This is a genomic window from Frigoribacterium sp. ACAM 257 (assembly GCF_007954365.1).
Classification (GTDB): Bacteria; Actinomycetota; Actinomycetes; order Actinomycetales; family Microbacteriaceae; genus Frigoribacterium.
Genome location: NZ_VOLO01000003.1, coordinates 417,184 through 440,437, shown reverse-complemented (window position 1 = coordinate 440,437; position 23,254 = coordinate 417,184). Strand labels below are relative to the sequence as shown.

The window sequence follows — 23,254 nt, the reverse complement described above, 5'->3', positions numbered from 1 at the left end:
CCGGCACGAGCCGCGCAGCTACTCGGCGAGGGCCTCCGTGAGGAGGGCGACCAGCGCGCTGAGCTGGATGTCGCCCGAGTCGACCACCTCGCTGTCGTCGCCGTCGAGGGCGCGCGCCGCGAGGCCCGCCTTGCTGTCGATCAGCTCGGCGATCTTCGTGTCGATCGTCTGGGCCGCGATGACGCGCCAGGCGGTGACCGGCTCCTCCTGGCCGATGCGGTGCACGCGGTCGATCGCCTGCGTCTGCTCGGCGTCCGTCCACGACAGCTCGGCGAGCACGACGTTCGAGGCGACCTGCAGGTTCAGCCCGACGCCCGCCGCGGTGAGCGAGCAGACGACGACCTCGACCTCGGGGTCGTTCACGAACGCGTCGATCTGACGCTGGCGCACGGCCGGCGTCTGGTCGCCGCGGATCGACGAGTACTTGATGCCCCGCTTGGCGAAGGTCTGCTCGGCGACGTCCATCACGTCGATGTGCTTGGCGAAGAACACGACCTTGCCGACGTTGCGGGCGAGCTGCGCGGTGTAGTCCGCGGCGAGCCCGGCCTTCGCCTGGCCGATGCGGCGCACCATGCTGAAGACGTTCTCGCCGCTCTTCGCGGTCGTCGTGTCCTCCAGCTCCCATTTGGCGACCTGGCGGACCAGGTCGTGGTCGATCCCCTCGACCCTCACGCCGGAGGTGCGAGCCGCGAGCGCGGACCGGTAGCGGGAGACGAGGCGGCGGGCCAGCTCGCGCTCGGCCTCGCGGATCGAGCGACCGGCCTCGTCGTCGAGCTCGACGGGGAGGTCGGCGATGCGGCGGGCCGGGATGTCGGCGGCGACGTCGACCTTGCGGCGTCGGACGATGCCGAGGTCGATGACGATCTCGCGGGCGGACGAGAAGAAGCCGGGATCGGCCGGCGTGAGGCCCGCCTCCTCGAGCTGTTCCATGAGCTCGGCGGCGGGCTTCTTGTCGCCGATCCAGCCGAGGAACTCCCAGATGGCCCGGAAATCTTCGATGTCGTTGATCAGCGGCGTGCCGGTGAGTGCCATGAGCAGCGGGTGGGCCGTCCGCGAGCGGATGCGCTCCGACAGCTGCAGCACGTGCCGCGAGCGCTGGGACTCCTTGTTCTTGATGAAGTGCGCCTCGTCGACGATCATTCCCTTGAAGCCGAGGTCGCCGAGCCAGCCGACGTGGCGGTCGAGCACCTCGTAGTTGACGATCACGACGTCGGCGAAGGCGTCCAGGGTGTCGCCGTCGCCGTGGATCACCGTGGCGGTGCGGGTCGGCGTCCAGAGCTGCACTTCGCGGGCCCAGTTCGTCTTCACGACGTTCGGGACGACGACGAGCAGCGGGTACGCGCCGGCGGCCTGGGCGGCGAGCAGCGACTGGGCCGTCTTGCCGAGGCCCGGCTCGTCGGCGAGCAGGTAGGTGCGGTGGCCCTGACGGGCCGACTCGACGAGCTGCGCCTGGTGGTGCATCAGGGTCGCGCCGGCCGGGGCGTCGACGGTCGTCGGCTCGGGCAGGGGCATGCAGGCTGAGCCACCGCCGGCGCCGTACTCGAACGACTTGAAGAGCGGGCCGAAGAGCTCCCAGTTCGCGAGGCGCACCGGGTGCACCTCGCGGGTGACCTCGGCGAGCGAGAAGTCCGGCGGCAGGAACGGGTTGGCGAGCTGGCGCGAGACGACCGACTGCGGCACGACCTGGCGCTCGGAGACGGGCGCGACGGGCGCGGCCTCTCGGACGACGACCTGCTCCTCGGGGGCGAGTTCCATCCCGGCGGACATCTGCATGTCGCGCCTGAGCGTCTTGGCGCTCTCGGAGACGACGGCGTCCTCGCCGAGCAGGGCGATGAGCGAGGTGTCGCGAGCGGCGGTCTTCGCGAGGATCTGCGCGACGCCGTCGAGGCGCTTCATCTGCTCGGCGCGCTCGGAGTCGCTGACGGCCTTGTCGACCTTGACGCGGGCGCGCTCCTCGCGCATCAGCAGGGCGATGACCTGGAACTTCGTGCGGCTGGAGGGCTTCACCTGCCCGCGCTGGGCGGCCGCCTCCACCTCGCGCACGGCCCGGGCGAGGACGGGGATGAGCCCGTCGTTGTCCACCTCGCGGCGGCGGTGCTTCTGGGGGGCGGTGCGGGTGCCGCCCTGCTGACGCTGGCCTGGTCGAGCCAAGGCTCCTCCTCGTGGTCGACGCGGTGGTCGACGGTGCTGTGTCGTCGAGCGACGACGAGTGGTGCTGCGGTGCGGTGCTTCGGTGCGGCGACGCGGCCCGGGACCGTGCCCCTCGTGCTGCCCGACGCGACGGACCGCCGCGGTGCGGGCACCGGGGCGAGACGGACACGGTCGGACGACTTCGGGTCGGACGGCGGGCAGCTGTGGACGGACGCCGGTCGGGTCGCGACCGGGAACGCCGCCGTGACGGCCGGACCCGGCCGGGTCGGACCACCGTGTCGGACGACGACACGGACGGTGCTCCGCCACACTTTACGCGCTTCGCGGCCGGCCACGCCACCGGGAGGGTCGTCGTGTCGCGACCTGTCGTCAGGGGAGGAGGTCGGCCCCGCCGAGCGCCCCGCCCGCCGCGCCGAGCAGCTGCACGGCCTTGCGCCGTCCCGTGTCGGTGCCGAGCGTCGCCTGCCCGCCCGCGTGGGCGAGCAGCTGCGACGCGACGGCGGGCGCGAGTCGGTCGGCGAGAGCCGGGGCCGCTCGCGCCCAGGTGCGCGACAGCTCGTCGGCGAGCCGCTCGCAGGCTCGGGCCTCCGACTCGTCTCCGTTGCCTCGGTGCCACTGGCCCGTGACGACGAGGTGGGCGATCAGCGCGGCCGCGTCACGAGCCGGGTGGCCGAGGCCGGCGGTGTCGATGTCGAGCAGTCCCGTGACCCGCCACGGCTCGTCGGGGTGGACGAAGAGCTGCTCGAGGTGAAGGTCGCCGTGGATCACCGTGAGCGGATCGCCGGCCCACGTCGCCCGTCGACGGTCGATCTCGGCGTAGAGCCCGTCGATCTCCGCCGCGCGGTCGGGCAGCGCGGACGAGAGGGTGCCCCGGTGCCACTCCGCGTGGTCGAGGGCGTCCGGCTGCGCCCGACCGGCGATGTCCACGGTCGTGGTGAGACGGCCGAGCTCGACGATCTGCCCGACGAAGCGCGGGTCGTCGGCGAGGTCGGCGACCCGCTGCCCCGCGGGGACGCCGGGCACCCGCTCGAGCACGAGCAGCCCGTCGGGGCGGGAGGCGAGGACGCGGGGCACCGGGAGGCCCCGTGCCCGGAACGCCTCGTGCTGCGCGACGATCGGGGCGACCCTGTCGGGTCGGATCACCTTGAGGAAGAGCGTCGCCTCGGCGGAGTCGAGCCGGATGACGGCCCGCTTGCCGGGGCGGTAGGCGGCCACGCTGAGGGCAGGCGAGGTGACCTCGATGCCGAGGGCGGCGAGCGACTCCGCCACCCGGTCGGGGTAGGTCACCCCGGCGAGCGCAGGGAGGAGCGGGTCGGCCGGGTAGGCCCAGACGGCGAGCTGCTGGCCCGTCGACGGGTCGGTGGTGAGGACGCTCGTGGGGGCGGCGGACGTGACGTCGGTGTCGATGAAGGTGAGGACGGTGTCGGTCGTCCCGGTCGCGTCGACGGTGTCGACCTCGTACCCGTAGAGGAACCCGTGGCCGGAGGGCTCGACCGAGTGCGGCCGGAATGCGACGACGGCGAGCCCCGAGCCGGCGAACGCCGCGGGGAGCACCTCTGCTGAGTTCGGCCACACACGTCCATTGAACCTGCTGTGAGCAGCGGCACGGGGCCGACGGAGCTGCACGGTGACCGAATCGTGATGCGAGCGGTCCTCGCGATGCCAGGGGCACCTCCTCGTGCCCTCGCCGGTAGCCTCGGGGCGTGCACCTCGTCTCGCGGATCCGGCAGACCCGGCGGACGCCCCTGCTCCAGGTCGTGAAGACCTCGGCCGCGGTCGTGGTCGCGTGGTTCGCGTCGGTCGCCCTGCTGCAGCAGCCCCTGCCGATATTCGCCGCCATCGCGGCCCTGCTCGTCGTGCTGCCGAGCGTCAACCAGTCGCTGGTGCGCGGCCTCGAGCGCAGCGTGGGCGTGGTCGCCGGGGTGCTGATCGCGTTCGCGGCGGGCCAGCTGTTCGGCGCCTCCACCTGGATCGTGCTCGGCATCGTCGTCGTCAGCTTGCTGGTCTCGTGGGCGCTCCGCCTCACGCCGAGCAGCGCGAACCAGGTGCCGATCTCGGCGATGCTCGTGCTGGCGATCGGCGCGCAGACGCCCGACTACGCCCTCGACCGGGTGCTCGAGACGATCATCGGCGCCGTGGTCGCCCTCGCGATCAACGCGCTCGTGGTCCCTCCGGTGCTCCTCGCGCCGGCGCACCTCGCCGTCGGCCGCCTCACCAGGGACCTCGCCGCCGTGCTGGACGAGCTCGGCGCCGTCTTGTCGACGCCGAGCGACCGCGAGCGCCTCGGCGCTGTGCTCGTGCAGGCGCGGGGCCTGCGCGACCTGCAGGCGAAGGCCGCAGCCGCGGTGGCCGCGGGCGAGGAGAGCCTCATGCTCAACCCCCGCGCGAGTCGCCAGCGGACCGTGCTCGAGGCGGACGCCGCCCTGCTGGTCCGCCTCACGGCGCTCGTCCACCGCGCGGTGGGCATGACGCGCTCGGTGCACGACAACTACGACGTCGGGCTGGTCGACGACCCGGCGGTGGGGCAGATCGCGGAGGAGCTGCACCGGGCGGCGCACGACCTGCGGTTGCGGGGACGCGAGGCCGAGGCCGACTCGGCGCCCGCCTCCTCGGCACGGCCGGGGACCTCGCCCGACGAGCGTCGGCTGCGCGGCGAGCCCCCGCTCGCGGACGAGCGACCGCTCGGCGGCGACGCCGCGCCCGAGGCCCCGGCCCTCACGGCGCCGGTGCGGGTGCTGAGGCCGGACCCGGAGCACTGGGTGCTCGTCGGGTCGCTGCTCGAGGACATCCGTCGGGTGCGCGAAGAGATCATCGACGAGTGACCGACGACGCCGAGGCGGCTCCCGACGGCGCCTACGCGCCGTTCGGACTGGACCCCGAGGAGGCGCGCGACCTGGTCGAGGACGTCGTCGACACCGCCGACGGCCGGGTCGTGCTGCACCGGTCCGCTGTGCTCGGCGACGCGGGTGCTGCGGGCGACGCGGCCCGCGCCTCCGCGACGGTGATGCTGCACGGGGCGGCGGGCTCGTGGACGACGTGGCTGCCGCTCCGCCGTGCCGTGCGCGAGGCCGGCGCGGACGCCTCGGCGGCCCTCGCCGGCCCGCTCGTGCTGATCGACCTGCCGGGCTGGGGCGCCAGCCCGGCGCCCGCCGTCGCCCTCGACGTGCACGCGGCGTCCCGGGTCGTGCACGCCGTGGCCGACGCCTGCGGGCTCGACCGCTTCGACCTCGTCGGCCACTCGCTCGGCGCCCTGGTCGCGCTGCACGTCGCCGCGCAGACGCCCGGTCGCGTGCGGTCGCTGGGGCTCGTCTCCCCCACGACGTTCTCCGCGCTCGAGGCCGCGTCGCGCCCGTGGCACGGGCTGCGGACGGTGCCGGCCCTCGTGCTGCTGCGGGTGGTGTTCCGGGTGCTGCCCCGCGCCTCCGGCCCCCTGCTCGCCGGCGCCGCCAGGTTCGGGCTGCTGCGGGCGCTGTCCGCCCCCGTGTTCCGGCACGTGCGCCGCGTGCCGCGGTCGGTGCTCGAGGCGTTCGTCGCCGAGATCCGGCCGCGGGCGTTCGTCGCCGCCGTCGCGTCGGGCGTGGGCTACGACACGCTCGCCTGGGCCGGGATCACCTGTCCGGTGGCGGTCGTCGCCGGGGCGGAGGACGCGTTCGCGCGGCCGGACGACCTGATGCGCCTGCGCGACCTGCTGCCGGGGGCGCGGACGACCGTGCTGGTCGGCTGCGGGCACTTCGCGCACGTCGAGCGACCGCGCGAGGCGGTCAGGGCGCTGAGCCCCCGGCGCTGAGGGCGTCGCCGTCGGAGCCGACCTCGCCGAGGTCTCCGCCCTCGACCGCGGCCACGACCATGTCGACGCACGCGGGGTTCCCCAGGGGCCGGAAGTGCCCGTCGACGGGGAACGTCACGTTGACGGCCCCCGGCAGGACGCTGCCCTCGGTGACGTGCGCGTCGAAGCGGGACGCCATCGAGGTGACGCGCTCGTTCGCCTCGAGCTGGTCGGCCAGTTGCAGCAGCGCGGCGTCCCGCGGAGAGAAGGCGCGAAGGGCGGGGTTCGGCAGCACGCGCGACCAGCGCGTGCCCGAGAACGGGCTGTTGATCGCCACCATCCGGTCGATGCGACGCTCGACGTCGGTGCCGACCATCATCGACTTGCCGACGAGTCCGCCCTTGCTGTGGGCGACGACGACGACCCCGCGCAGGTCGTGCGCGTCGAGGATGCGCTGCGCTGCCTCCGCGGTCGCCGGGATCGGCTGCCGGTTGTGGCGCATGCCCGGAACCACGACGACCGGGTGCCCGAGGTCGGACAGACGCTCGCCGATGACGCGGAGGTGCCGCCAGGTCTCGTAGACGCCGGGCAGCAGCAGCACGGGGGCGCGGTCGCCGTGCCGCCAGCGTGCGGGGACGACCCGGCCCGACCGCGGCACGAGGTGCACGCGCCAGACGAAGGCGTAGTCGGTCACCACGGTCGCGGCGAAGCGGACCAGGCCGACGCGACGGCGGCCACGGCCCCGGGACGGTGCGGAGGTCATGGCCCCGACGCTAGGCCGAGGGGCTCAGGCGACGCTGTGCGCCCGGGGCGTGCCGGCGGGCTCGTCGTCGACCCAGACGGGGGCGTCCCGGAACTCGACGGCGGCGCGGGACGCGGCGAGCGCGCGCACCCAGCCGGTGCAGATCGACGCCCACGGCGGCGGGAACTGGGCCGCGTCGTCGAGGAGGCGGAGGGCCAGGCCGGCGTGGCCGGCACGGGCTGCGGCGCTGGCCGCGTCGGGCAGCGCGCCGATCACGTAGCGGACGACGAGGACGCGATGGTCCCACGCCATCTGGTCGATGTCGTCGAAAGCGCCCCAGGCGCTCTCGATCTCGCGGCGCAGCCGCGTCACCTCGACGGACTCGAAGCCCTGCGATCCCTCGCCCATGTGCCCCCCTCAGAGCCGGACGGGCGCCGGTGCCCGTCGATCGGCGACCGGTCGGTCGCCGATCGAGAAGATACCACGCCACCGGTTTAGGGACGAAGGGCGGTCTCGCGGTCGTGAGCCGCGCCTCCTCACCTGGGTGTCCCCCGGAAGCTGGACCACCGCCCGGCGGGGCGGGACTACCGTCCACGACGCACCCTGACCGGTGCGACGCAGCGGCTCGACGGCCGCACGCCCCCACGACTGAAGGAGTCCCCGTGTTCCAAGGATCCCCCGCCCTGCGCGAGTCCATGCAGAAGGTCCTCGTCGACCTCATCGAGCTCCACATCCAGGGCAAGCAGGCGCACTGGAACCTGCTCGGCAGCAACTTCCGCGACCTGCACCTGCAGCTCGACGAGATCGTCGACGCCGCCCGCGAGTTCAGCGACGAGGTCGCGGAGCGCATGCGCGCCGTCTACCTCGTGCCCGACGGCCGTTCGAACACGGTCGCCACCGAGACCAGCCTCGTGCAGTTCCCCGCCGGCCCGGTCGAGACCACCTCGGTCGTGGACCTGATCGTCGACCGGATGTACGCCGTCGTCGACACCATGCGCACCGTGCACGACGACGTCGACGACGAGGACCCGACGACGGCCGACGTGCTGCACAGCATCCTCGAGCGCCTCGAGCAGCTCGCCTGGATGACCGGCGCCGAGAACCGCCACCCGGAGCAGGACGCCTCGTCGTCCGACACGCGTGGTCGCGACGAGGACGCCATGGCCGAGGGCCAGGACCGCGTCGGCGCCGTCGCCAACTAGCGACCCCTCCGCTCGCTGCGGCGGGCACCACCGACTGGGCACCGCCCCGGAGATCCCCTACGCGACCTCCGGTGCGGTGCCCTTCCCACGACCTGGAGGCACCACCATGACGGACACGAGCAGCCCTACCACCGACACCGCCCCCGACTCCTTCGACCACGTCGTCGTCGGCGGCGGCATGACCGCCGACGGCGCGGCCAAGGCCATCCGCGAGGCCGACCCGTCCGCGACCGTCCTGATCGTCAGCGACGACGTCGACGAGCCCTACACGCGTCCCGCGCTCTCGAAGAAGCTCTGGATCGACCCCGACTACACCGAGTCGGACAACGACCTGGGCACCCGCGACGCGTCGGGGGCCGAGATCCGCCTGCGCACCTCGGTCACCGCGATCGACCGTGAGGCCCGCACCGTGACGACCGACGACGGGCGGACCGTGTCGTGGGGGCGCCTCCTGCTGGCGACCGGCGGGACGCCGACCAGGCTCGACCTGCCCGAGGACGACCGCGTCGTGCACTTCCGCACCGCGGCCGACTACCGGCGGCTGCGCGAGCTCTCGGGCGGGGGACGCCGGGCCGTCGTCGTCGGCGGCAGCTACATCGGCACCGAGCTCGCCGCGGCGCTCGTGCAGAACGACACGCGCGTGACTCTCGTCACTCCCGACGACGTGCTCGGCGGGTCGGTGTTCCCGACCGAGATCGCCGCGCGCTTCGAGGCCGCCTTCGAGGAGGCGGGCGTCACGCTCGTGAAGGGCCGTCGCGTCGAGAGCGGCTCGGCCTCCGACGCCGGGGTGCAGGTCGTGCTCGACGACGGGTCCTCGCTCGGGGCCGACGCCGTGGCCGTCGGCCTCGGCATCACACCGTCGACCGAGCTGGCGGAGGCGGCCGGCCTCGAGGTGTCGGACGGCATCGTGGTCGACGCCTCGCTGCGCACCTCGGACCCTGGGGTCTTCGCGGCCGGCGACGTCGCCTCCTACCCCGACCGCATCCTCGGTCGTCGCCGCGTCGAGCACGTCGACAACGCGAAGGAACAGGGCGCGTTCGTCGGGCGCGTGATGGCCGGGGCCGACGAGACGTACGGGCACACGCCGTACTACTACTCGAAGGTCTTCGACATCTCGTACGAGGCGGTCGGCACGCTCGACGCGTCGCTCGAGACCGTGGTCGACGACAAGGGCGACGGGTCGGCCGTGGCGTACTACCTGTCGGACGGCGCGGTGGCCGGCGTCCTGCTCTGGAACGTCGAGGACGCCCGCGACGCCGCCCGCGCTGTCCTGGCCGAGGGTACGGACGTGTCGCGCGACGGGCTCGTCGGACGGATCTGAGCCGGGACGAGACCGGACGAGGGGCCCCGGGGACGCGCAACGCGCCTCCTCGGGGCCCTTCGTCGTGGGCGGCCTCGGGAGTGCCGTGCTCAGGCGCCCAGGCCGTCAGACGCTCAGGCCTGCGGGCCGAACAGGAACGGCGCCCGGCCGGCACGGTCGAGGTCGAGCGCGAACACGCCGCCGCTGAGCGGGTGCGCGGCGAGCTGGTCGTCGTCGAGGCCCTCGCGGGCCGACAGCACGAAGAGCGTGCGCAGGTCGGCTCCGCCGAACCCGATGCCGGTGAGCAACGGAACGGGGAACTCGATCCGCTCGACGACGTCGCCGTCGCGGTCGAGGTGGACGACGACGCTCTCGCCGTGGACGGCTCCCCAGAACTCGCCGAGCTCGTCCCGGGCGAGGCCGTCGTGCGACCCGCCCGACGAGAAGGGGACGAGCTCGCCGAGCCTGCCGTCGGCATCCCACGACGCGCGGTAGATGGTCTCCCGATCGGTGTCGGTGAGGTAGATCTCCGAGCCGTCGTCGTTCCACTCGAAGCCGTTGGTCGTCGTGAAGTCGTCGCGCAGCATCGTGACGTCGCCGTCGGGCCCGACCCGCCAGAGGCCGGCGACCGGGGCACCGTCCGGGTCCATCGCGCCGACGACGAACGCGCCGAACGGGTCGCACTTGCCCTCGTTGAGCCGCATGCCCTCCTTGGCGAGCTCGATCGTCGCGAGGACCTGCAGCGAGCCGCCGTCGTCGTCGGTCAGGACGACCTGGTCCTCGAGAGCGGCGACGAGACCTCCGCCTCGTCGTCGCTGGAAGCTCGGGAGGGGCGGGTCGACCGGCAGGGACCGGTCGCGGAGGCCGTCCGCCGAGGTGCGGTGCAGCAGCCCGGGCGTGATGTCCGTCCAGAAGAGCTCCTGGGCGTCGACGTCCCAGACGGGGCTCTCGCCGAGGGTCGCCCGGGCGTCGAGGAACAGGCGGGGACGGGGCGTGCCGGTGTCGGTCATCCGTCCCGTCTACGCGTCCGGCCTGGCCGCCGCCTCCTCCCCAGGGGTACGGAGCCGTCCCGTACCGCACAGACCCCTGGCAGCAGCGAGCACGAGGAGGCGCGGGAGAGCACCGTAGGACGCGTGACCGACACCCTCCAGAACGCCCCCGCCGACACCGACGACTTCCACGACGACGCGTGGTCGGCGCCCGACCCCCGGGAGGACGGCTACGTCGCCCTGCGCTCGTACGGGGCGATCGGCGACGGCCGCACCGTCGCGCTGATCGCGCGCGACGGCCAGATCGACTGGCTGCCGTTCCCGTCGATGCCGAGCGACCCGGTCTTCTCCGGCATCGTCGACTCCGCCGACGGGGGCCGCGTCGAGCTGCGGCCGGTCGACGACGACTTCGAGGTCCAGCGCGCGTACGTGCCCGGCACGAACGTGCTGCGCACTCGGTTCCGCACCTCCGCCGGCAGCGTCGAGGTCACCGACGCGCTCGTGACCGGCGTGGCCGGCCGACTCCCCTGGGGCGAGCTCGCGCGTCGCGTCGACGGCCTCGAGGGCTCGGTCGAGATGCGCTGGGCCGTCGTGCCGGGCAACGCCTTCGGCACGCATCCCGTCACCCGCGTCGACACGGTGCACGGCCCCGTGCTCCGCGCCGCGGACATCAACCTCGCGCTGGTCGGCTTCGAGCACGGCCGCACCGACCCGACGGAGCCCGGCGACGGCGACGCGGAGGGGCCGCTCGAGTTCCGGGGCACGTTCACGACGTCGCCGGGCTCTCGGTCGCTGATCTGCCTGTGCGGCACCGAGGACGAGCCGCTGCACCTGCCCGACCCGCACGTCGTCGACCAGGGCGTCGACCGCACCATCGAGAACTGGGAAGGCTGGTCGACGGAGTTCAGCTGGGACGGCCCCTGGGCCGACGCCGTGCACCGCAGCGCGCTCGCCCTCAAGCTGCTCATCTACAGCCCCACCGGCGCCATCGCCGCCGCGGCGACCACCGCCCTGCCCGAGAACTTCACCGGGCAGAAGAACTGGGACTACCGCTTCGCGTGGGTCCGCGACCTCGCCTACACGGTGAACGCACTGCTGCGCTTCGGGCTGCGCGAGGAGCCGCACGCGGCCGTGTCGTGGCTGCTCTCGGCGCTCAAGGCCAACGGCCACGAGATGCACATCTTCCTCGAGCTCAACGGCAGCGTCCCCGGCGGCACACGCGAGACGCAGTCGGAGGGCTGGCGGGGCGTCGGCCCCGTCTACGCCGGCAACCCCGCCGGCGGTCAGCTGCAGCTCGGCGTCTTCGCGGACATCATCGCGGTGATGAGCCAGTACGCCCACGGCGGCAACATGCTCGACGCCTCCACGCAAGATCTGCTGGCCGGCTTCGCGGACGACGCGTGCCGTCGCTGGCAGGAGAAGGACAGCGGCATCTGGGAGCTCGGCGACGAGCAGCACTACGTCAGCAGCAAGATGGGCTGCTGGCAGGCCATCGACGCCGCGCTCGGCCTGGCCGAGATCGGCCAGCTGCACCCCACCGACGACGACCTCGAGCACTGGAAGAAGAACCGCGACCTCATCGTCGAGTGGATCGACGAGCACGGCTGGTCGGAAGAGCGCGGTGCGTACCTGATGCACCCCGACAGCGACGCCCTCGACGCCTCGGTGCTGCTGCACGCCCCGAGCGGCTTCGACCGCGGCGAGCGCATGTCGCGCACGATCGACACCATCCGAGCCGAGCTCGGCGCCGGCCCCCTCGTGTTCCGCTACAGCGGCGTCGACGCCGAGGAGGGCACCTTCGTCGCCTGCGCGTTCTGGCTGGCCTCCGCCCTGGCCTGTGTCGGACGCATCGACGAGGCCGTCGACCTCATGGACGAGCTCGTCGTGCAGTCGAACGACGTCGGGCTGTTCACCGAGATGATCAGCGCCGACGACGGGCAGTTCCTCGGCAACATGCCGCAGGGCCTCAGCCACCTCGCCCTCGTGAACGCCGCGATCACCATCGACGAGATGCGCACCGAGCTCGGCGCCCAGCCGGACGACCGACGCGACGGCGACGGCGACGGCGACGACTCGAACGACCGACAGGAGAACTGATGACCGACGCTGCCGCCTCCTCGCCCGCCGCTCCTGCCGTCCCGGCGACGCCGGACGACCTCCGGCTCGTCGACGCCTGGTGGCGCGCGGCCAACTACCTGACGGTCGGCCAGATCTACCTGCGCGACAACCCGATGCTCGACCGCCCGATCGCCCGGGACGACATCAAGCCCCGCCTGCTCGGCCACTGGGGCACGTCGCCGGCGCTGAGCCTCGTCTACTCGCACCTCAACCGGGTGATCCGCCGCGACGATCGCGACCTGCTCTACGTCTGCGGCCCTGGGCACGGCGGACCGGCCATGGTGGCGAACACCTGGCTCGAGCGCACCTACTCCGAGCTCTTCCCGCAGGTGCCGCTCGACCGCGACGGCATGCAGGAACTGTTCCGGCAGTTCTCGTTCCCGGGCGGCATCCCGTCGCACGCGGCCCCCGAGACGCCGGGCTCGATCAACGAGGGCGGCGAGCTCGGCTACTCGCTCAGCCACGCCTACGGCGCGGTGCTGGACGACCCCGACCTCGTCGCGGTCTGCGTGATCGGCGACGGCGAAGCCGAGACCGGCCCGCTCGCGACCAGCTGGCACGCGAACAAGCTGCTCGACGCCGTCCACGACGGTGCCGTGCTGCCGATCCTCAACCTCAACGGCTACAAGATCGCGAACCCGACGATCCTCGCGCGCATCCCCGAGGGCGAGCTGCTCGAGCTGTTCCGCGGCTACGGGTACCAGCCGATCGTCGTGTCCGGCGGCTTCGAGGGCGAGGACCTGATGGTGGTCCACGCCCAGATGGCTGCGGCGCTGGACGAGGCCTTCGGCCGCATCGACCAGATCCAGCAGGAGGCGCGCTCGGGCGAGAGCACGGAGCGACCCCGCTGGCCGATGATCGTGCTCCGCACCCCCAAGGGCTGGACCGGCCCGAAGGTGGTCGACGGCAAGAAGGTCGAGGGCACCTGGCGTGCCCACCAGGTGCCGCTGAGCGGCGTCCGCGAGAACGACGAGCACCGCGAGCAGCTCGACGCCTGGATGCGCTCGTACGGTGCGGACGAGCTGTTCGACGAGACCGGTGCGCCCGCCGCGTTCCTCGACGAGCTGCGCCCCCGCGGCGAGAAGCGGATGAGCGCGATCCCCGCCTCGAACGGCGGGCTCGTGCGTCGCCCGCTCTCGCTGACCGACTACCGCTCGCACGCCGTCGAGACCAGCGACGACCGCCGCACGACGGCGGAGGCGACCCGGGTGCTCGGTCGATGGCTCGCCGACGTCGTGCGCGACAACCCGTCGACGTTCCGGCTCTTCGGCCCGGACGAGACCGTCTCGAACCGCCTCGACCCGGTCTTCGACGTGACCGACCGCGTGTGGGCCGCCCGCATCGAGGAGGAGGACGAGCACGTCGCCCACAGCGGCCGGGTGATGGAGGTGCTGAGCGAGCACCTGCTGCAGGGCCTGATGGAGGGCTACCTGCTCACGGGTCGCCACGGCCTGCTCAACACCTACGAGGCGTTCGTGCACATCGTCGACTCGATGTTCAACCAGCACGCGAAGTGGCTCGAGAGCGCCGACGACATCGCCTGGCGCGAGCCGATCTCGTCGTTCACGTACCTGCTGTCGTCGCACGTCTGGCGGCAGGACCACAACGGCTTCTCGCACCAGGACCCGGGGTTCCTCGACGTCGTCGTCAACAAGCAGGCGCACCTCGTGCGGATCTACCTCGCGCCCGACGCGAACACGCTGCTCGCGGTCGCCGACCACGCACTGCGCACGACGGACACGGTGAACGTGATCGTCGCCGGCAAGCAGGAGTCGCCGGCCTGGCTCTCCCTGCCCGAGGCGGAGGCGCACGTCGCGGCCGGCGCGGGCATCTGGGAGTGGGCGGGCACCGAGGGCACGCCGGTCGCGGGCGTCGACCCCGACGTCGTGCTGGCCTGTGCCGGCGACGTGCCGACCCTCGAGACGGTCGCCGCCGCGGACATCCTCCGCCAGCGCCTCCCCGACCTCGTGACGCGCGTCGTCAACGTCGTCGACCTGATGCGCCTGCAGGACGCCGACGAGCACTCGCACGGCCTCGCCGGCGACGACTTCGACGCGCTGTTCACGACGTCGCGGCCGGTGATCTTCGACTTCCACGGCTACCCGTCGCTGATGCACCAGCTCACCTACCGCCGCACGAACCACGACAGCCTGCACGTCCGCGGCTTCCAGGAGAAGGGCACGACCACCACGCCCTTCGACATGGCGATGCTCAACGACATCGACCGGTACCGGCTCGTGCTCGACGTGCTGCACCGCGTTCCCGGCCTCGCCGACGCGCACCCCGAGCTCGTCACCGAGTTCGAGGCCAAGCGGGAGGAGGCGCGGGCCTACGCGTACGAGCACGGCGAGGACCTGCCCGAGGTCGTCGAGTGGGAGTTCGGCCGATAGATCGCCTTCTGCACCGGGGGCGTGCACTGGTCCTGCGGACCGGTCGTGCGCCTCCGTCGCGGAGTACGGTCTCGGGCATGCCGAAGGACGACACACCCCCGCAGCTGAAGAACCCCGAGATGTACGAGGCGCTCCGCGACGAGGGCAACTCTGAGGAGAAGTCGGCGCGGATCTCCAACGCCGCGGCTCAGAAGGGCAACAGCGAGGAGAAGGTCGCGGCGAAGGGCGGTCGGGCGGGGTCGTACGACGACTGGACCGTCGACGACCTGCGCGGCCGCGCGAAGGAGCTGGGGCTCAGCGGCTACAGCGACGCGAAGAAGGCCGACCTGATCGAGATGCTCCGCGACCATTGAGGTCGCGTCGTCTCGCCGAGGCGGGCGGGCGGCGTCAGCTCGCCTTCTTCTCCCCGGCGGGCTTCTTCTTCGCGGCGGGCTTCTTCTCGGCTTCTGGCTTCTTCGCGGCGGGCTTCTTGGCCGGGGCCTTCTTGGTGCCCGACCGGCTGCGCTCCACCGACTGGCGGAGCGCCTCCATCAGGTCGATCACCTCGCCGTCGCCGGACCCGTCGCCGTCCTCGTCGTCGTCCCCTGAGCGGCCGAAGGTCGCGTCCGTGTCGAGCGACTCGCCCTCCTCGAGCTTCGCGTCGATGAGCTTGCGCAGCTCCTCCTGGTAGTCGTCGCCGAACTGCGACGGGTCGAAGTCGTCGCCGAGCGACTCGACGAGCGAGCCCGACATGTCGAGCTCCTTGCCGCTGATCCGCACCTTCTCGTCGAGCACGGGGAACCGCGCCTCGCGCACCTCGTCGTCCCAGAGCAGCGTCTGGAGCACGAGCACGTCGCCCCGCACGCGCAGCGCGGCGAGCCGGGTCTTCTGCCGCAGCGAGAAGTGCACGATGGCCGTCCGGTCGGTCTCCTCCAGGGTGCGTCGCAGCAGCACGTAGGCCTTCGGCGACGACGAGTCCGGCTCGAGGAAGTAGCTGCGGTCGAACATCAGCGGGTCGAGCTGGTCGCTCGGGACGAACTCCAGGACGTCGATCTCGCGCGAGCGCTCCTCGGGCAGCGACTTCAGGTCGTCGGCCGTCAGCACCACCGTGCGGTCGCCGTCGTCGAACGCCTTGTCGATGTGCTCGTAGTCGACGACCTTGCCGCAGATCTCGCACTTGCGCTGGTACCGGATGCGACCGCCGTCGGCGTCGTGCACCTGGTGAAGCGAGACGTCGTGGTCCTCGGTGGCGCTGTAGAGCTTCACGGGCACGTTGACGAGCCCGAACGTGATCGCGCCCTTCCAGATCGATCGCATGACGGTCATGTTCCTCCGCATGCCCTCCGAATGGCCAGCGCACGGGTACAAGCAGCGGGCACGTCCCCCGGCTCGCGGGCACCGTGGACCGCATGAGCCAATACGACAAGAAGAACCCGGTCGACCTGTACCCCGCGCCGCCGTTCCCGAAGCAGGAGCAGTCGCTGCCGGGCGAGGCCTGGAAGATGGACCCGAAGCCCGACCACGGCGAGACCAGCTACGTCGGCAAGGAGCGCCTCGTCGGCTTCCGCGGCATCGTCACCGGCGGCGACTCCGGCATCGGCCGCGCCGCCGCCATCGCCCTCAGCCGCGAGGGCGCCGACCTCGTGCTGAGCTACCTGCCGAGCGAGCAGACGGACGCCGAGGAGGTGCGCGACCTGCTCGAGGGCGAGGGCCGCCGCGTCGTCCTGGTTCCCGGCGACATCTCCGACGAGCAGTACTGCAGGGATCTCGTCGCCAAGGCCGTCGAGGAGCTCGGCGGGCTCGACACGCTCGTCATGGTCGCCGGTCGGATGAAGAGCAACGACGACATCCTCACGCTCACCACCGAGGACATCGACTCGACCATCAAGACCAACGTCTACTCGCTGTTCTGGCTGTCGCAGGCGGTCATCCCGCACCTCGAGCCCGGCTCGTCGATCGTCACGACCGGCTCGGTGCAGGGAACGCAGCCGAGTCCGGACAAGATCGACTACGCGCTGACGAAGGGCGCCATCGGCGTCTTCACGTCGGGCCTCGCGCAGCAGCTCGCACCCAAGGGCATCCGCGTCAACCAGGTCTCGCCCGGGCCGGTCTGGACCCCGCTGCAGCCCGGCTCGGACGACGCCGAGACCGTCTCGGAGTTCGGCGGCCAGGCGCCGTTCGGTCGCCCCGGCCAGCCGGCCGAGCTCGCCGCCGCCTACGTGCACCTCGTGAGCCCCGAGTCGAGCTACACCTCGGGGGCGACCATCACGATCGCGGGAGCCATGCCAGCGGTCTGACCGCCACCGCGCCTCCTCGGCTCTGCTCGCGGCCCGCTCCCCCGTCCACGCGGGGAGGCGGGCCGCCGCAGTCCGTGGCCGCGCTCCCAACGCTGCGCTACGCACGGCGCACGGCGCACGGCGCACGGCGCGAGCATGATCGAGGCACGCGCAATTCGTCGAGGGCGGGTATTCCGGGTCGAGGGCGGGTTCCCCACGACCCGCCCTCGGCCCAACAGACCCGCCCTCGACGGAAGAGGCACAGACAGAGGCGCAGGCAGGCAGACGACACGAGGAGGCGCCGGATGGCCAGCAAAGGACGCGGCGAGCGCGTGCAGGTCGGCGGGCACACCCTGCAGCTCACCAACCTCGACAAGGTGCTGTACCCCGCGAGCGGCACGACCAAAGCTGACGTGCTCGGCTACTACGCCGCCGTCGCGGAGTGGATGCTGCCGCACGTCGAGGGGCGTCCGGCGACGCGCAAGCGCTGGGTGAACGGAGTCGACGGCGAGGTCTTCTTCGAGAAGAACCTGCCCGACTCCGCGCCCGACTGGGTCGCCCGACACGAGATCGAGCACAAGGACCACGCGAACGTCTACCCGCTGGTCAACGACCTCGCGACGCTCACCTGGCTGGCCCAGGTCGCCGCCCTCGAGGTGCACGTGCCCCAGTGGCGCTTCGGGCCGCGCGGCGCCCAGCGGAACCCCGACCGCCTCGTGCTCGACCTCGACCCGGGCGAGGGCGTGGGCCTGGCCGAGTGCGTCGAGGTCGCCCAGTTGCTGCGGCCCCTGCTCGACGGCATGGGCCTCGAGCTCGTGCCGGTGACGAGCGGCAGCAAGGGCGTGCACCTCTACGCACGGCTCGACGGGAACCAGACGAGCGCGCAGGTGAGCGACGTCGCCCACGAGCTGGCCCGGGCCGTCGAGGCCGACCACCCCGACCTCGTGCTGAGCACGATGGGCAAGGCCGACCGCCGGGGCAAGGTGCTGCTCGACTGGTCGCAGAACAACGGGAACAAGACGACCGTCGCGCCGTACTCGCTGCGCGGCCGCGAGCGCCCGACGGTCGCGATGCCGCGCACCTGGCGCGAGCTGGCCTCGAAGCAGCTGAGGCAGCTCGAGTACACCGAGGTGCTGTCCAGGCTGAGGCGACGCGGGGATCCCCTGGCGGACGTGTCGAGCGGCACGCCGGTGCCGTCTGCGCGCTGGAGCTCAGAGGGTCGCGAAGCGATCCCGCGACGCCAGCGCCGAGGGAGCGAAGCGAGCTCGGACGATGAGCACGACGACATGCGCAACACCGAGTCGCCCGAGCACGACCCGTCCCACGACGGCGACGGCGCGGGCGAGGCGCGCGAGGGGCGCGACCGCCTCGCCAAGTACCGTTCGATGCGCGACGCGTCGAAGACAGCCGAGCCCGTCCCTGCCGCCGCCCCGCCGACGAGCGACGGCCGCAGCTTCGTCATCCAGGAGCACCACGCCAGCCGCCTGCACTGGGACTTCCGGCTCGAGCACGACGGCGTCCTCGTCAGCTGGGCGCTGCCCAAGGGCGAGCCCGACGACCCCGGCACGAACCACCTCGCCGTGATGACCGAGGACCACCCGCTCGAGTACGGCACCTTCGAGGGCACCATCGCGAAGGGCGAGTACGGCGCCGGCGAGGTCACCATCTGGGACTCGGGCACGTACGACGTCGAGAAGTGGCGCGACGGCAAGGAGGTGATCGCGGTGCTGCACGGTGAGCAGCGCGGCACCCGGCGGATCGCCCTGATCCACACCGGCCACGGCGGCGGCAAGGCCGACCAGAACTGGCTGATCCACCGCATGGCGGACGATCCCGCCGAGGGCGGGTCGCCCCGGGGCGAGCGACGCAAGCGCGGCAGGACCGTCGTCGGCAACTCCGGAACGGCGTCGCGCTCGGGCGGCCGCTCCCCGGGCGATCCGGGCCGCGCCTCCTCACGCGGAGGCACCGAGCAGGAGTTGTCGACACTCGACCCCGTCTCCCCCATGCTCGCCGTCGCGGGCACCGCCGCCGACGTCGACGACGGCTGGGCGATCGAGATGAAGTGGGACGGCATCCGCGCGATCGCCGTCGTCCAGGGCGACCGGGTGACCCTGACCAGCCGCAACGGCCACGACCTGACCCCTGCCTACCCCGAGCTGCAGGTGCTCGCCGACCAGGTCGAGAGCGAAGGAGGCGCGGTGCTCGACGGCGAGGTCGTGGCCGTCGACGAGTCCGGCCGCCCCGACTTCGGGCTGCTGCAGACGCGGATGGGCCTGACGAAGCCCCGCGAGGTCGAGCAGGCCGCCAAGGCCGCGCCGATCCGCTACCTCCTCTTCGACGTGCTGCACGCCGAGGGGCACTCGCTCCTCAGGAAGTCCTACGACGAGCGTCGGGAGGTGCTCGAGCGGATCGTGACCTCCGAGGGCCCGATCGACGTGCCCGTCGCCTTCGACGGCGACCTGGAGGAGGCGATGCGGACCTCGCAGCGCCTCCGGCTGGAGGGGGTGGTCGCCAAGCGCCGCGACGTGACCTACAGCGCCGGCAGACGCTCGCGCTCCTGGATCAAGCTGAAGCACCATGCGACGCAGGAGGTGGTGATCGCGGGCTGGCGTCCCGGGAACGGGCGTCGCGCCTCCGGCGTCGGCTCGCTGCTGATGGGCGTGCCCGGCGACGAGGGGCTGGTCTACGTCGGACGGGTCGGCACCGGGTTCCGCGACCGGGACCTCGACGAGCTGCTGACCGAGTTCGGCAAGGTCGGGCGGAAGACAAGCCCGCTCGTCGGCGTGCCCGCCGCCGACGCGCGCGACGCGCACTGGATCACGCCGTCGCGGGTCGGCGAGGTGTCGTTCGCCGAGTGGACGTCGACCGGCCGCCTCCGCCAGCCCTCGTGGCGCGGCTGGCGCCCCGACAAGTCGCCGGACGACGTCGTCCGCGAGAGCTGACCCGTCGAACACCCCGGAGTGGACGATGCACCCCGTCGTTGCGGGGTGCATCGTCCACTGCAGGCTGTGAGAGCGAGACCGCGGCCGACACCGGCAGGGAGGAGACTCGGGGGATGACAGACGCCCGAGGCCAGCGCATCGTCCTCGTGGTCGCGGTCCTCGCCTCCTTCGTGGCGTTCCTCGACGGGTCGATCGTGACCGTCGCGCTCCCGGCGATCGCTCGGGGCCTGGGCGACGGAGGCGCGGGGCCGGCGAGCGGAGCCGACCTGACCCTGCAGCAGTGGGTCGTCGACGCGTACCTGCTCGCGCTCGGCTCGTTGATGCTCGTCGCGGGCTCGCTCAGCGACACGTTCGGCCGCGTGCGCGTGCTGCGCGCGGGCCTCGTCGCCTTCGCGGTCACGAGCCTCCTCGCCGCGCTCGCGCCCGACCCTGGCCTGCTCATCACGGCGCGCGCGCTGCAGGGCGTCGCGGCGGCCCTGCTCGTGCCGTCGAGCCTCGCCCTCATCACGTCGACGTTCACCGGGCCGGCGCAGGGCCGGGCGATCGGCTCGTGGACCGCCTGGACGGGCGTCGCGTTCCTCATCGGCCCCCTCGCGGGCGGCGCCCTCGTCGACACCCTCGGCTGGCGGTGGGTCTTCGCGGTGGTCGTCGTGCCGGTGGTGCTGACGCTCGTGCTGATGACGCGCCTCCCCGGCGACGCGCACCGCGGCGGTCCCGACCAGCCGGCCCGCGTCGACGTCGTCGGCGCCGTGCTCGCCGCGGTCGGCCTCGCCGGCCCGGTCTTCGCGCTGATCGAGGGCCAGCGCGTCGGCTTCGGTGCCTCGTTCGTCGTGGTGCCGCTCGTCGTCGGCGTCGCCGCTCTCGTCGCCTTCGTCTGGTGGGAGCGACGTGCGCCGCAGCCGATGATGCCGCTCGACCTGTTCCGCACCCGCGAGTTCGCCGTCGGCAACCTCGCGACGGTCGGGCTCTACGCCGCGATCAGCCTCGGCACGCTGACCATCCCCCTCGTCGTGCAGGAGCTCGCCGGCCTCACGGCGACCCTCGCCGGCCTCGTGACCCTGCCGACGACGATCGTCTCGCTGCTCTTCTCGACGATGTTCGGCACGCTCGCCGCGACGCACGGCCCGCGCCTCTTCATGACGATCGGGCCCCTGATCACCGCGAGCGGATTCCTCTGGATGCTGCTCGTCCGTGACCCGATCGACGTCTGGTGGCAGGTCGTGCCCGGGGTCGTCCTCTTCGGCTTCGGCCTCGCCGTGACGGTCGCCCCGCTCACCTCGGCCGTCCTGTCCGGCATCTCGCCGGCCAGGTCGGGCATCGCGTCGGCGGTCAACAACGCGATCTCGCGAGTGGCCGGGCTGGTCGCGGTCGCCTTCCTGGGGGTCATCGCCGGAGGCGCCCTCACGGTCGACGGGTTCCACCGCGTCGTCGTCGCGGTCGCGGTGCTGCTCGTCGGGAGCTCGCTCGTGTCGTTCGTCGGCCTGCGGGGCACGCGCCGCGCCTCCTAGTGCGGAGGAAACGGCGCAAGAGGCGGCGCAGGAGGCGGCACCGGCAGCCCGCCGACGAGGTCGCCGAAGCGCCGCCACGACGAGTCCTGCTGTGCGAGCCGCCGGAGGGCCAGCAGCAGCGGCTCGACCAGCACCGTCCCGAGCACCACGTACTGCACGGCCGCGTCGACGCTCTCGAGCGGGACCCCCGCGATCTCGGCGTCCGCGACGTCGTGCATGGCGCGCGCGTAGCCGTCGAGGCGCTCGGGCGGCAGGTCGAAGCCGGCGGCCTCGAGGCCGTCGACGGCGACCTCGAGCGCGGCCAGCACCGGACCGTCGCCGGGGTCGACGGTCCAGCCCCAGCGCTCGACGAGGCCGCGGGCCCTGGCGTGGTCGACCCCCTCGGGCGCGTCGGGCGTGACCGCGTGCTGGGCGACGCCGAGCACCTCCCCCACCGAGTCGTGCTCGAGGTCGAGGAACTCCAGCACGCCACGAGCCCGCGCCACGCTCAGCCCGCCGGGGCCGACCAGTGCGCGGACCAGCCGCAGCCGTCGCACGTGCTCGTCCCCGTAGCGGGCCTGGGTGGCCGAGGTGCGCTCGCCCTCGGGCAGCAGCCCCTCGCGCAGGTAGTACTTGATGGTCGCGATCGGGACGCCGCTGACGTCGGCGAGCTCGGAGATGCGCACGGGTCCCCCTTGACATTGGATAGCTGCACTCTCCAAGATGGGAGCGCACTGGAGAGCAACACTATCCAATGGTCGGGCACCCACCGCGGCAGACGCGTCGAAGGAGCGAGATCATGACCAGAGTCATCCCCGACAGGACGACCCACCGGCACGAGGGCGAGCTCGTCGTCTTCCTGATCGGCATGCGCGTGAACAAGATCTGGCGGCCGGACCAGTGGCTGCCCGTGTTCGCCGCGATGACCCCGATGATCGTCGAGCTGTTCAGGGACAAGGAGTCGGGCCTGCGCGGCCTCCGCACGACCATGGGCTCGCGGGGGCCGGTCCTGGTGCAGTACTGGGACTCGCTCGAGAAGCTCTACGCCTACGCCGGCTCGGCCGACCAGGCCCACCGTCCCGCGTGGAGCGCTTTCAACCGCCGGGCCCGCAAGGCGCCGGGCGCGGTCGGGATCTGGCACGAGACGTTCGTCGTCGAACGGGCCGAGAGCATGTACGTCGGGATGCCCACCTCCGGCCTCGCCCTGGCGACGGAGGCCGTTCCCGTCGGCCCGCGCGCCGACACCGCCCGTGCCCGCGCCGCTGCCGGCCGCACAGCCGCCGGCCCGGCGACGCCGTGAACCGCCGCTCCGCTACCGTCGACGCGTGCTCACCACCGACCGCCTCCTCCTCCGCCGCTGGCGCGACGCCGACCGCGAGCCGTTCGCGGCGCTGAACGCCGACCCCGTCGTGATGGAGTTCTTCCCGTCGACGCGGACGCGCGCCGAGTCCGACGCGATGATCGACCGCGTCGAGCAGGGCTTCGAGGCGAACGGATTCGGCCTCTGGGCGGTCGAGCGGCAAGCCGACCACGAGCTGCTCGGCTTCGTCGGGCTGTCGCGGCCTGCGGTCGACGTGGTCGTCGGCGGACGCCCCTTGTCCGACCAGGTCGAGATCGGCTGGCGCCTGCGCCGCGACGCATGGGGCCAGGGCTTCGCGACCGAGGCCGCACACGAGGTGCTCCGCACGGCCCTCGACCCCGACGGGCTCGACCTGCCCGAGGTCGTCAGCTTCACCGCCGCGACCAACGTCCGTTCCCGAGCGCTGATGGAGCGGCTCGGCCTCCTCCGCGACCCGGCCGACGACTTCGAGCACCCGGCCCTGCCGCCCGGCCACCGCCTCCGGCCGCACGTCCTCTCCCGTGCGACCCGCGCCTCCGGCGACTCCCGCGCCTGATCGGCAGGCGCGCGAAC

The 23,254-nt window shown here is 72.8% G+C and carries 19 protein-coding genes; 12 read left to right on the top strand and 7 right to left on the bottom strand.

Features of this window, described 5'->3' with window-relative positions:
* Positions 1-18: 18 nt before the first annotated feature.
* The gene (locus ES689_RS11890) at positions 19-2,151 is read right to left on the bottom strand and encodes a DEAD/DEAH box helicase (RefSeq protein WP_146904634.1); all 2,133 of its coding nucleotides are present in this window, start codon (positions 2,149-2,151) and stop codon (positions 19-21) included.
* A 369-nt stretch (positions 2,152-2,520) separates the two neighbouring features.
* Positions 2,521-3,726: a phosphotransferase enzyme family protein gene (locus tag ES689_RS11885; RefSeq protein WP_191330393.1), complete on the bottom strand. Its 1,206-nt coding sequence runs from the start codon at positions 3,724-3,726 to the stop codon at positions 2,521-2,523.
* 128 nt (positions 3,727-3,854) lie between these two features.
* On the opposite strand from ES689_RS11885, the gene ES689_RS11880 reads away from it, so the two are divergent.
* On the top strand, positions 3,855-4,973 hold the full coding sequence (locus tag ES689_RS11880; protein WP_146904628.1) for an aromatic acid exporter family protein: 1,119 nt from the start codon (positions 3,855-3,857) through the stop codon (positions 4,971-4,973).
* Positions 4,970-5,938, top strand: a complete 969-nt coding sequence (locus ES689_RS11875; protein WP_146904625.1) for an alpha/beta fold hydrolase — start codon at positions 4,970-4,972, stop codon at positions 5,936-5,938. The genes ES689_RS11880 and ES689_RS11875 overlap by 4 nt, the downstream gene beginning before the upstream one ends.
* On the opposite strand, the gene ES689_RS11870 is transcribed toward ES689_RS11875, so the two are convergent.
* Positions 5,913-6,680 (bottom strand): triacylglycerol lipase, encoded by a 768-nt coding sequence (locus ES689_RS11870; protein WP_146904622.1) that lies wholly within the window; start codon positions 6,678-6,680, stop codon positions 5,913-5,915. The genes ES689_RS11875 and ES689_RS11870 overlap by 26 nt on opposite strands.
* Before the next feature lie 24 nt (positions 6,681-6,704).
* Complete coding sequence (locus ES689_RS11865) at positions 6,705-7,067, bottom strand: hypothetical protein (protein WP_146904619.1); 363 nt, start codon at positions 7,065-7,067, stop codon at positions 6,705-6,707.
* A gap of 287 nt (positions 7,068-7,354) precedes the next feature.
* Here ES689_RS11865 and ES689_RS11860 point away from each other — a divergent pair, with 287 nt between their 5' ends.
* Both ES689_RS11860 and ES689_RS11855 read left to right on the top strand, forming a co-directional pair.
* Positions 7,355-7,861, top strand: coding sequence for a Dps family protein (locus ES689_RS11860; protein ID WP_146904970.1), 507 nt, complete (start codon positions 7,355-7,357; stop codon positions 7,859-7,861).
* Between the two features lie 106 nt (positions 7,862-7,967).
* Positions 7,968-9,182, top strand: a complete 1,215-nt coding sequence (locus ES689_RS11855) for an NAD(P)/FAD-dependent oxidoreductase (protein WP_146904616.1) — start codon at positions 7,968-7,970, stop codon at positions 9,180-9,182.
* Between the two features lie 113 nt (positions 9,183-9,295).
* On the opposite strand, the gene ES689_RS11850 is transcribed toward ES689_RS11855, so the two are convergent.
* Positions 9,296-10,171 (bottom strand): SMP-30/gluconolactonase/LRE family protein, encoded by an 876-nt coding sequence (locus tag ES689_RS11850; RefSeq protein WP_146904613.1) that lies wholly within the window; start codon positions 10,169-10,171, stop codon positions 9,296-9,298.
* Positions 10,172-10,294: 123 nt separating this feature from the next.
* Here ES689_RS11850 and ES689_RS11845 point away from each other — a divergent pair, with 123 nt between their 5' ends.
* From ES689_RS11845 to ES689_RS11835, 3 genes are all read left to right on the top strand, one after another.
* A complete protein-coding gene (locus ES689_RS11845) occupies positions 10,295-12,247 on the top strand; it encodes a glycoside hydrolase family 15 protein (RefSeq protein WP_146904610.1) in 1,953 nt (650 codons plus the stop codon).
* Entirely contained in the window at positions 12,247-14,658 is a 2,412-nt protein-coding gene (locus ES689_RS11840; RefSeq protein WP_146904607.1) for a phosphoketolase, read from the top strand. Before ES689_RS11845 ends, ES689_RS11840 begins: the two co-directional genes overlap by 1 nt.
* A 77-nt stretch (positions 14,659-14,735) precedes the next feature.
* On the top strand, positions 14,736-15,011 hold the full coding sequence (locus ES689_RS11835) for an SAP domain-containing protein (RefSeq protein WP_146904604.1): 276 nt from the start codon (positions 14,736-14,738) through the stop codon (positions 15,009-15,011).
* A gap of 34 nt (positions 15,012-15,045) precedes the next feature.
* On the opposite strand, the gene ES689_RS11830 is transcribed toward ES689_RS11835, so the two are convergent.
* Entirely contained in the window at positions 15,046-15,954 is a 909-nt protein-coding gene (locus tag ES689_RS11830) for a Ku protein (RefSeq protein WP_146904601.1), read from the bottom strand.
* A 92-nt stretch (positions 15,955-16,046) separates the two neighbouring features.
* Here ES689_RS11830 and ES689_RS11825 point away from each other — a divergent pair, with 92 nt between their 5' ends.
* From ES689_RS11825 to ES689_RS11815, 3 genes are all read left to right on the top strand, one after another.
* The gene (locus ES689_RS11825) at positions 16,047-16,934 is read left to right on the top strand and encodes an SDR family oxidoreductase (protein ID WP_146904598.1); all 888 of its coding nucleotides are present in this window, start codon (positions 16,047-16,049) and stop codon (positions 16,932-16,934) included.
* 284 nt (positions 16,935-17,218) lie between these two features.
* Positions 17,219-19,855, top strand: a complete 2,637-nt coding sequence (locus tag ES689_RS11820; RefSeq protein WP_146904595.1) for an ATP-dependent DNA ligase — start codon at positions 17,219-17,221, stop codon at positions 19,853-19,855.
* 113 nt (positions 19,856-19,968) lie between these two features.
* Positions 19,969-21,363, top strand: coding sequence for an MFS transporter (locus ES689_RS11815; protein ID WP_146904592.1), 1,395 nt, complete (start codon positions 19,969-19,971; stop codon positions 21,361-21,363).
* On the opposite strand, the gene ES689_RS11810 is transcribed toward ES689_RS11815, so the two are convergent.
* Entirely contained in the window at positions 21,360-22,028 is a 669-nt protein-coding gene (locus ES689_RS11810; protein WP_146904589.1) for a MerR family transcriptional regulator, read from the bottom strand. The two genes, ES689_RS11815 and ES689_RS11810, sit on opposite strands and share 4 nt — an antisense overlap.
* A gap of 113 nt (positions 22,029-22,141) precedes the next feature.
* On the opposite strand from ES689_RS11810, the gene ES689_RS11805 reads away from it, so the two are divergent.
* Together ES689_RS11805 and ES689_RS11800 are read left to right on the top strand one after the other, a co-directional pair.
* The gene (locus tag ES689_RS11805) at positions 22,142-22,642 is read left to right on the top strand and encodes a DUF4188 domain-containing protein (RefSeq protein WP_146904586.1); all 501 of its coding nucleotides are present in this window, start codon (positions 22,142-22,144) and stop codon (positions 22,640-22,642) included.
* A gap of 25 nt (positions 22,643-22,667) precedes the next feature.
* Complete coding sequence (locus ES689_RS11800; protein ID WP_146904583.1) at positions 22,668-23,237, top strand: GNAT family N-acetyltransferase; 570 nt, start codon at positions 22,668-22,670, stop codon at positions 23,235-23,237.
* The last annotated feature ends 17 nt before the right edge of the window (positions 23,238-23,254 follow it).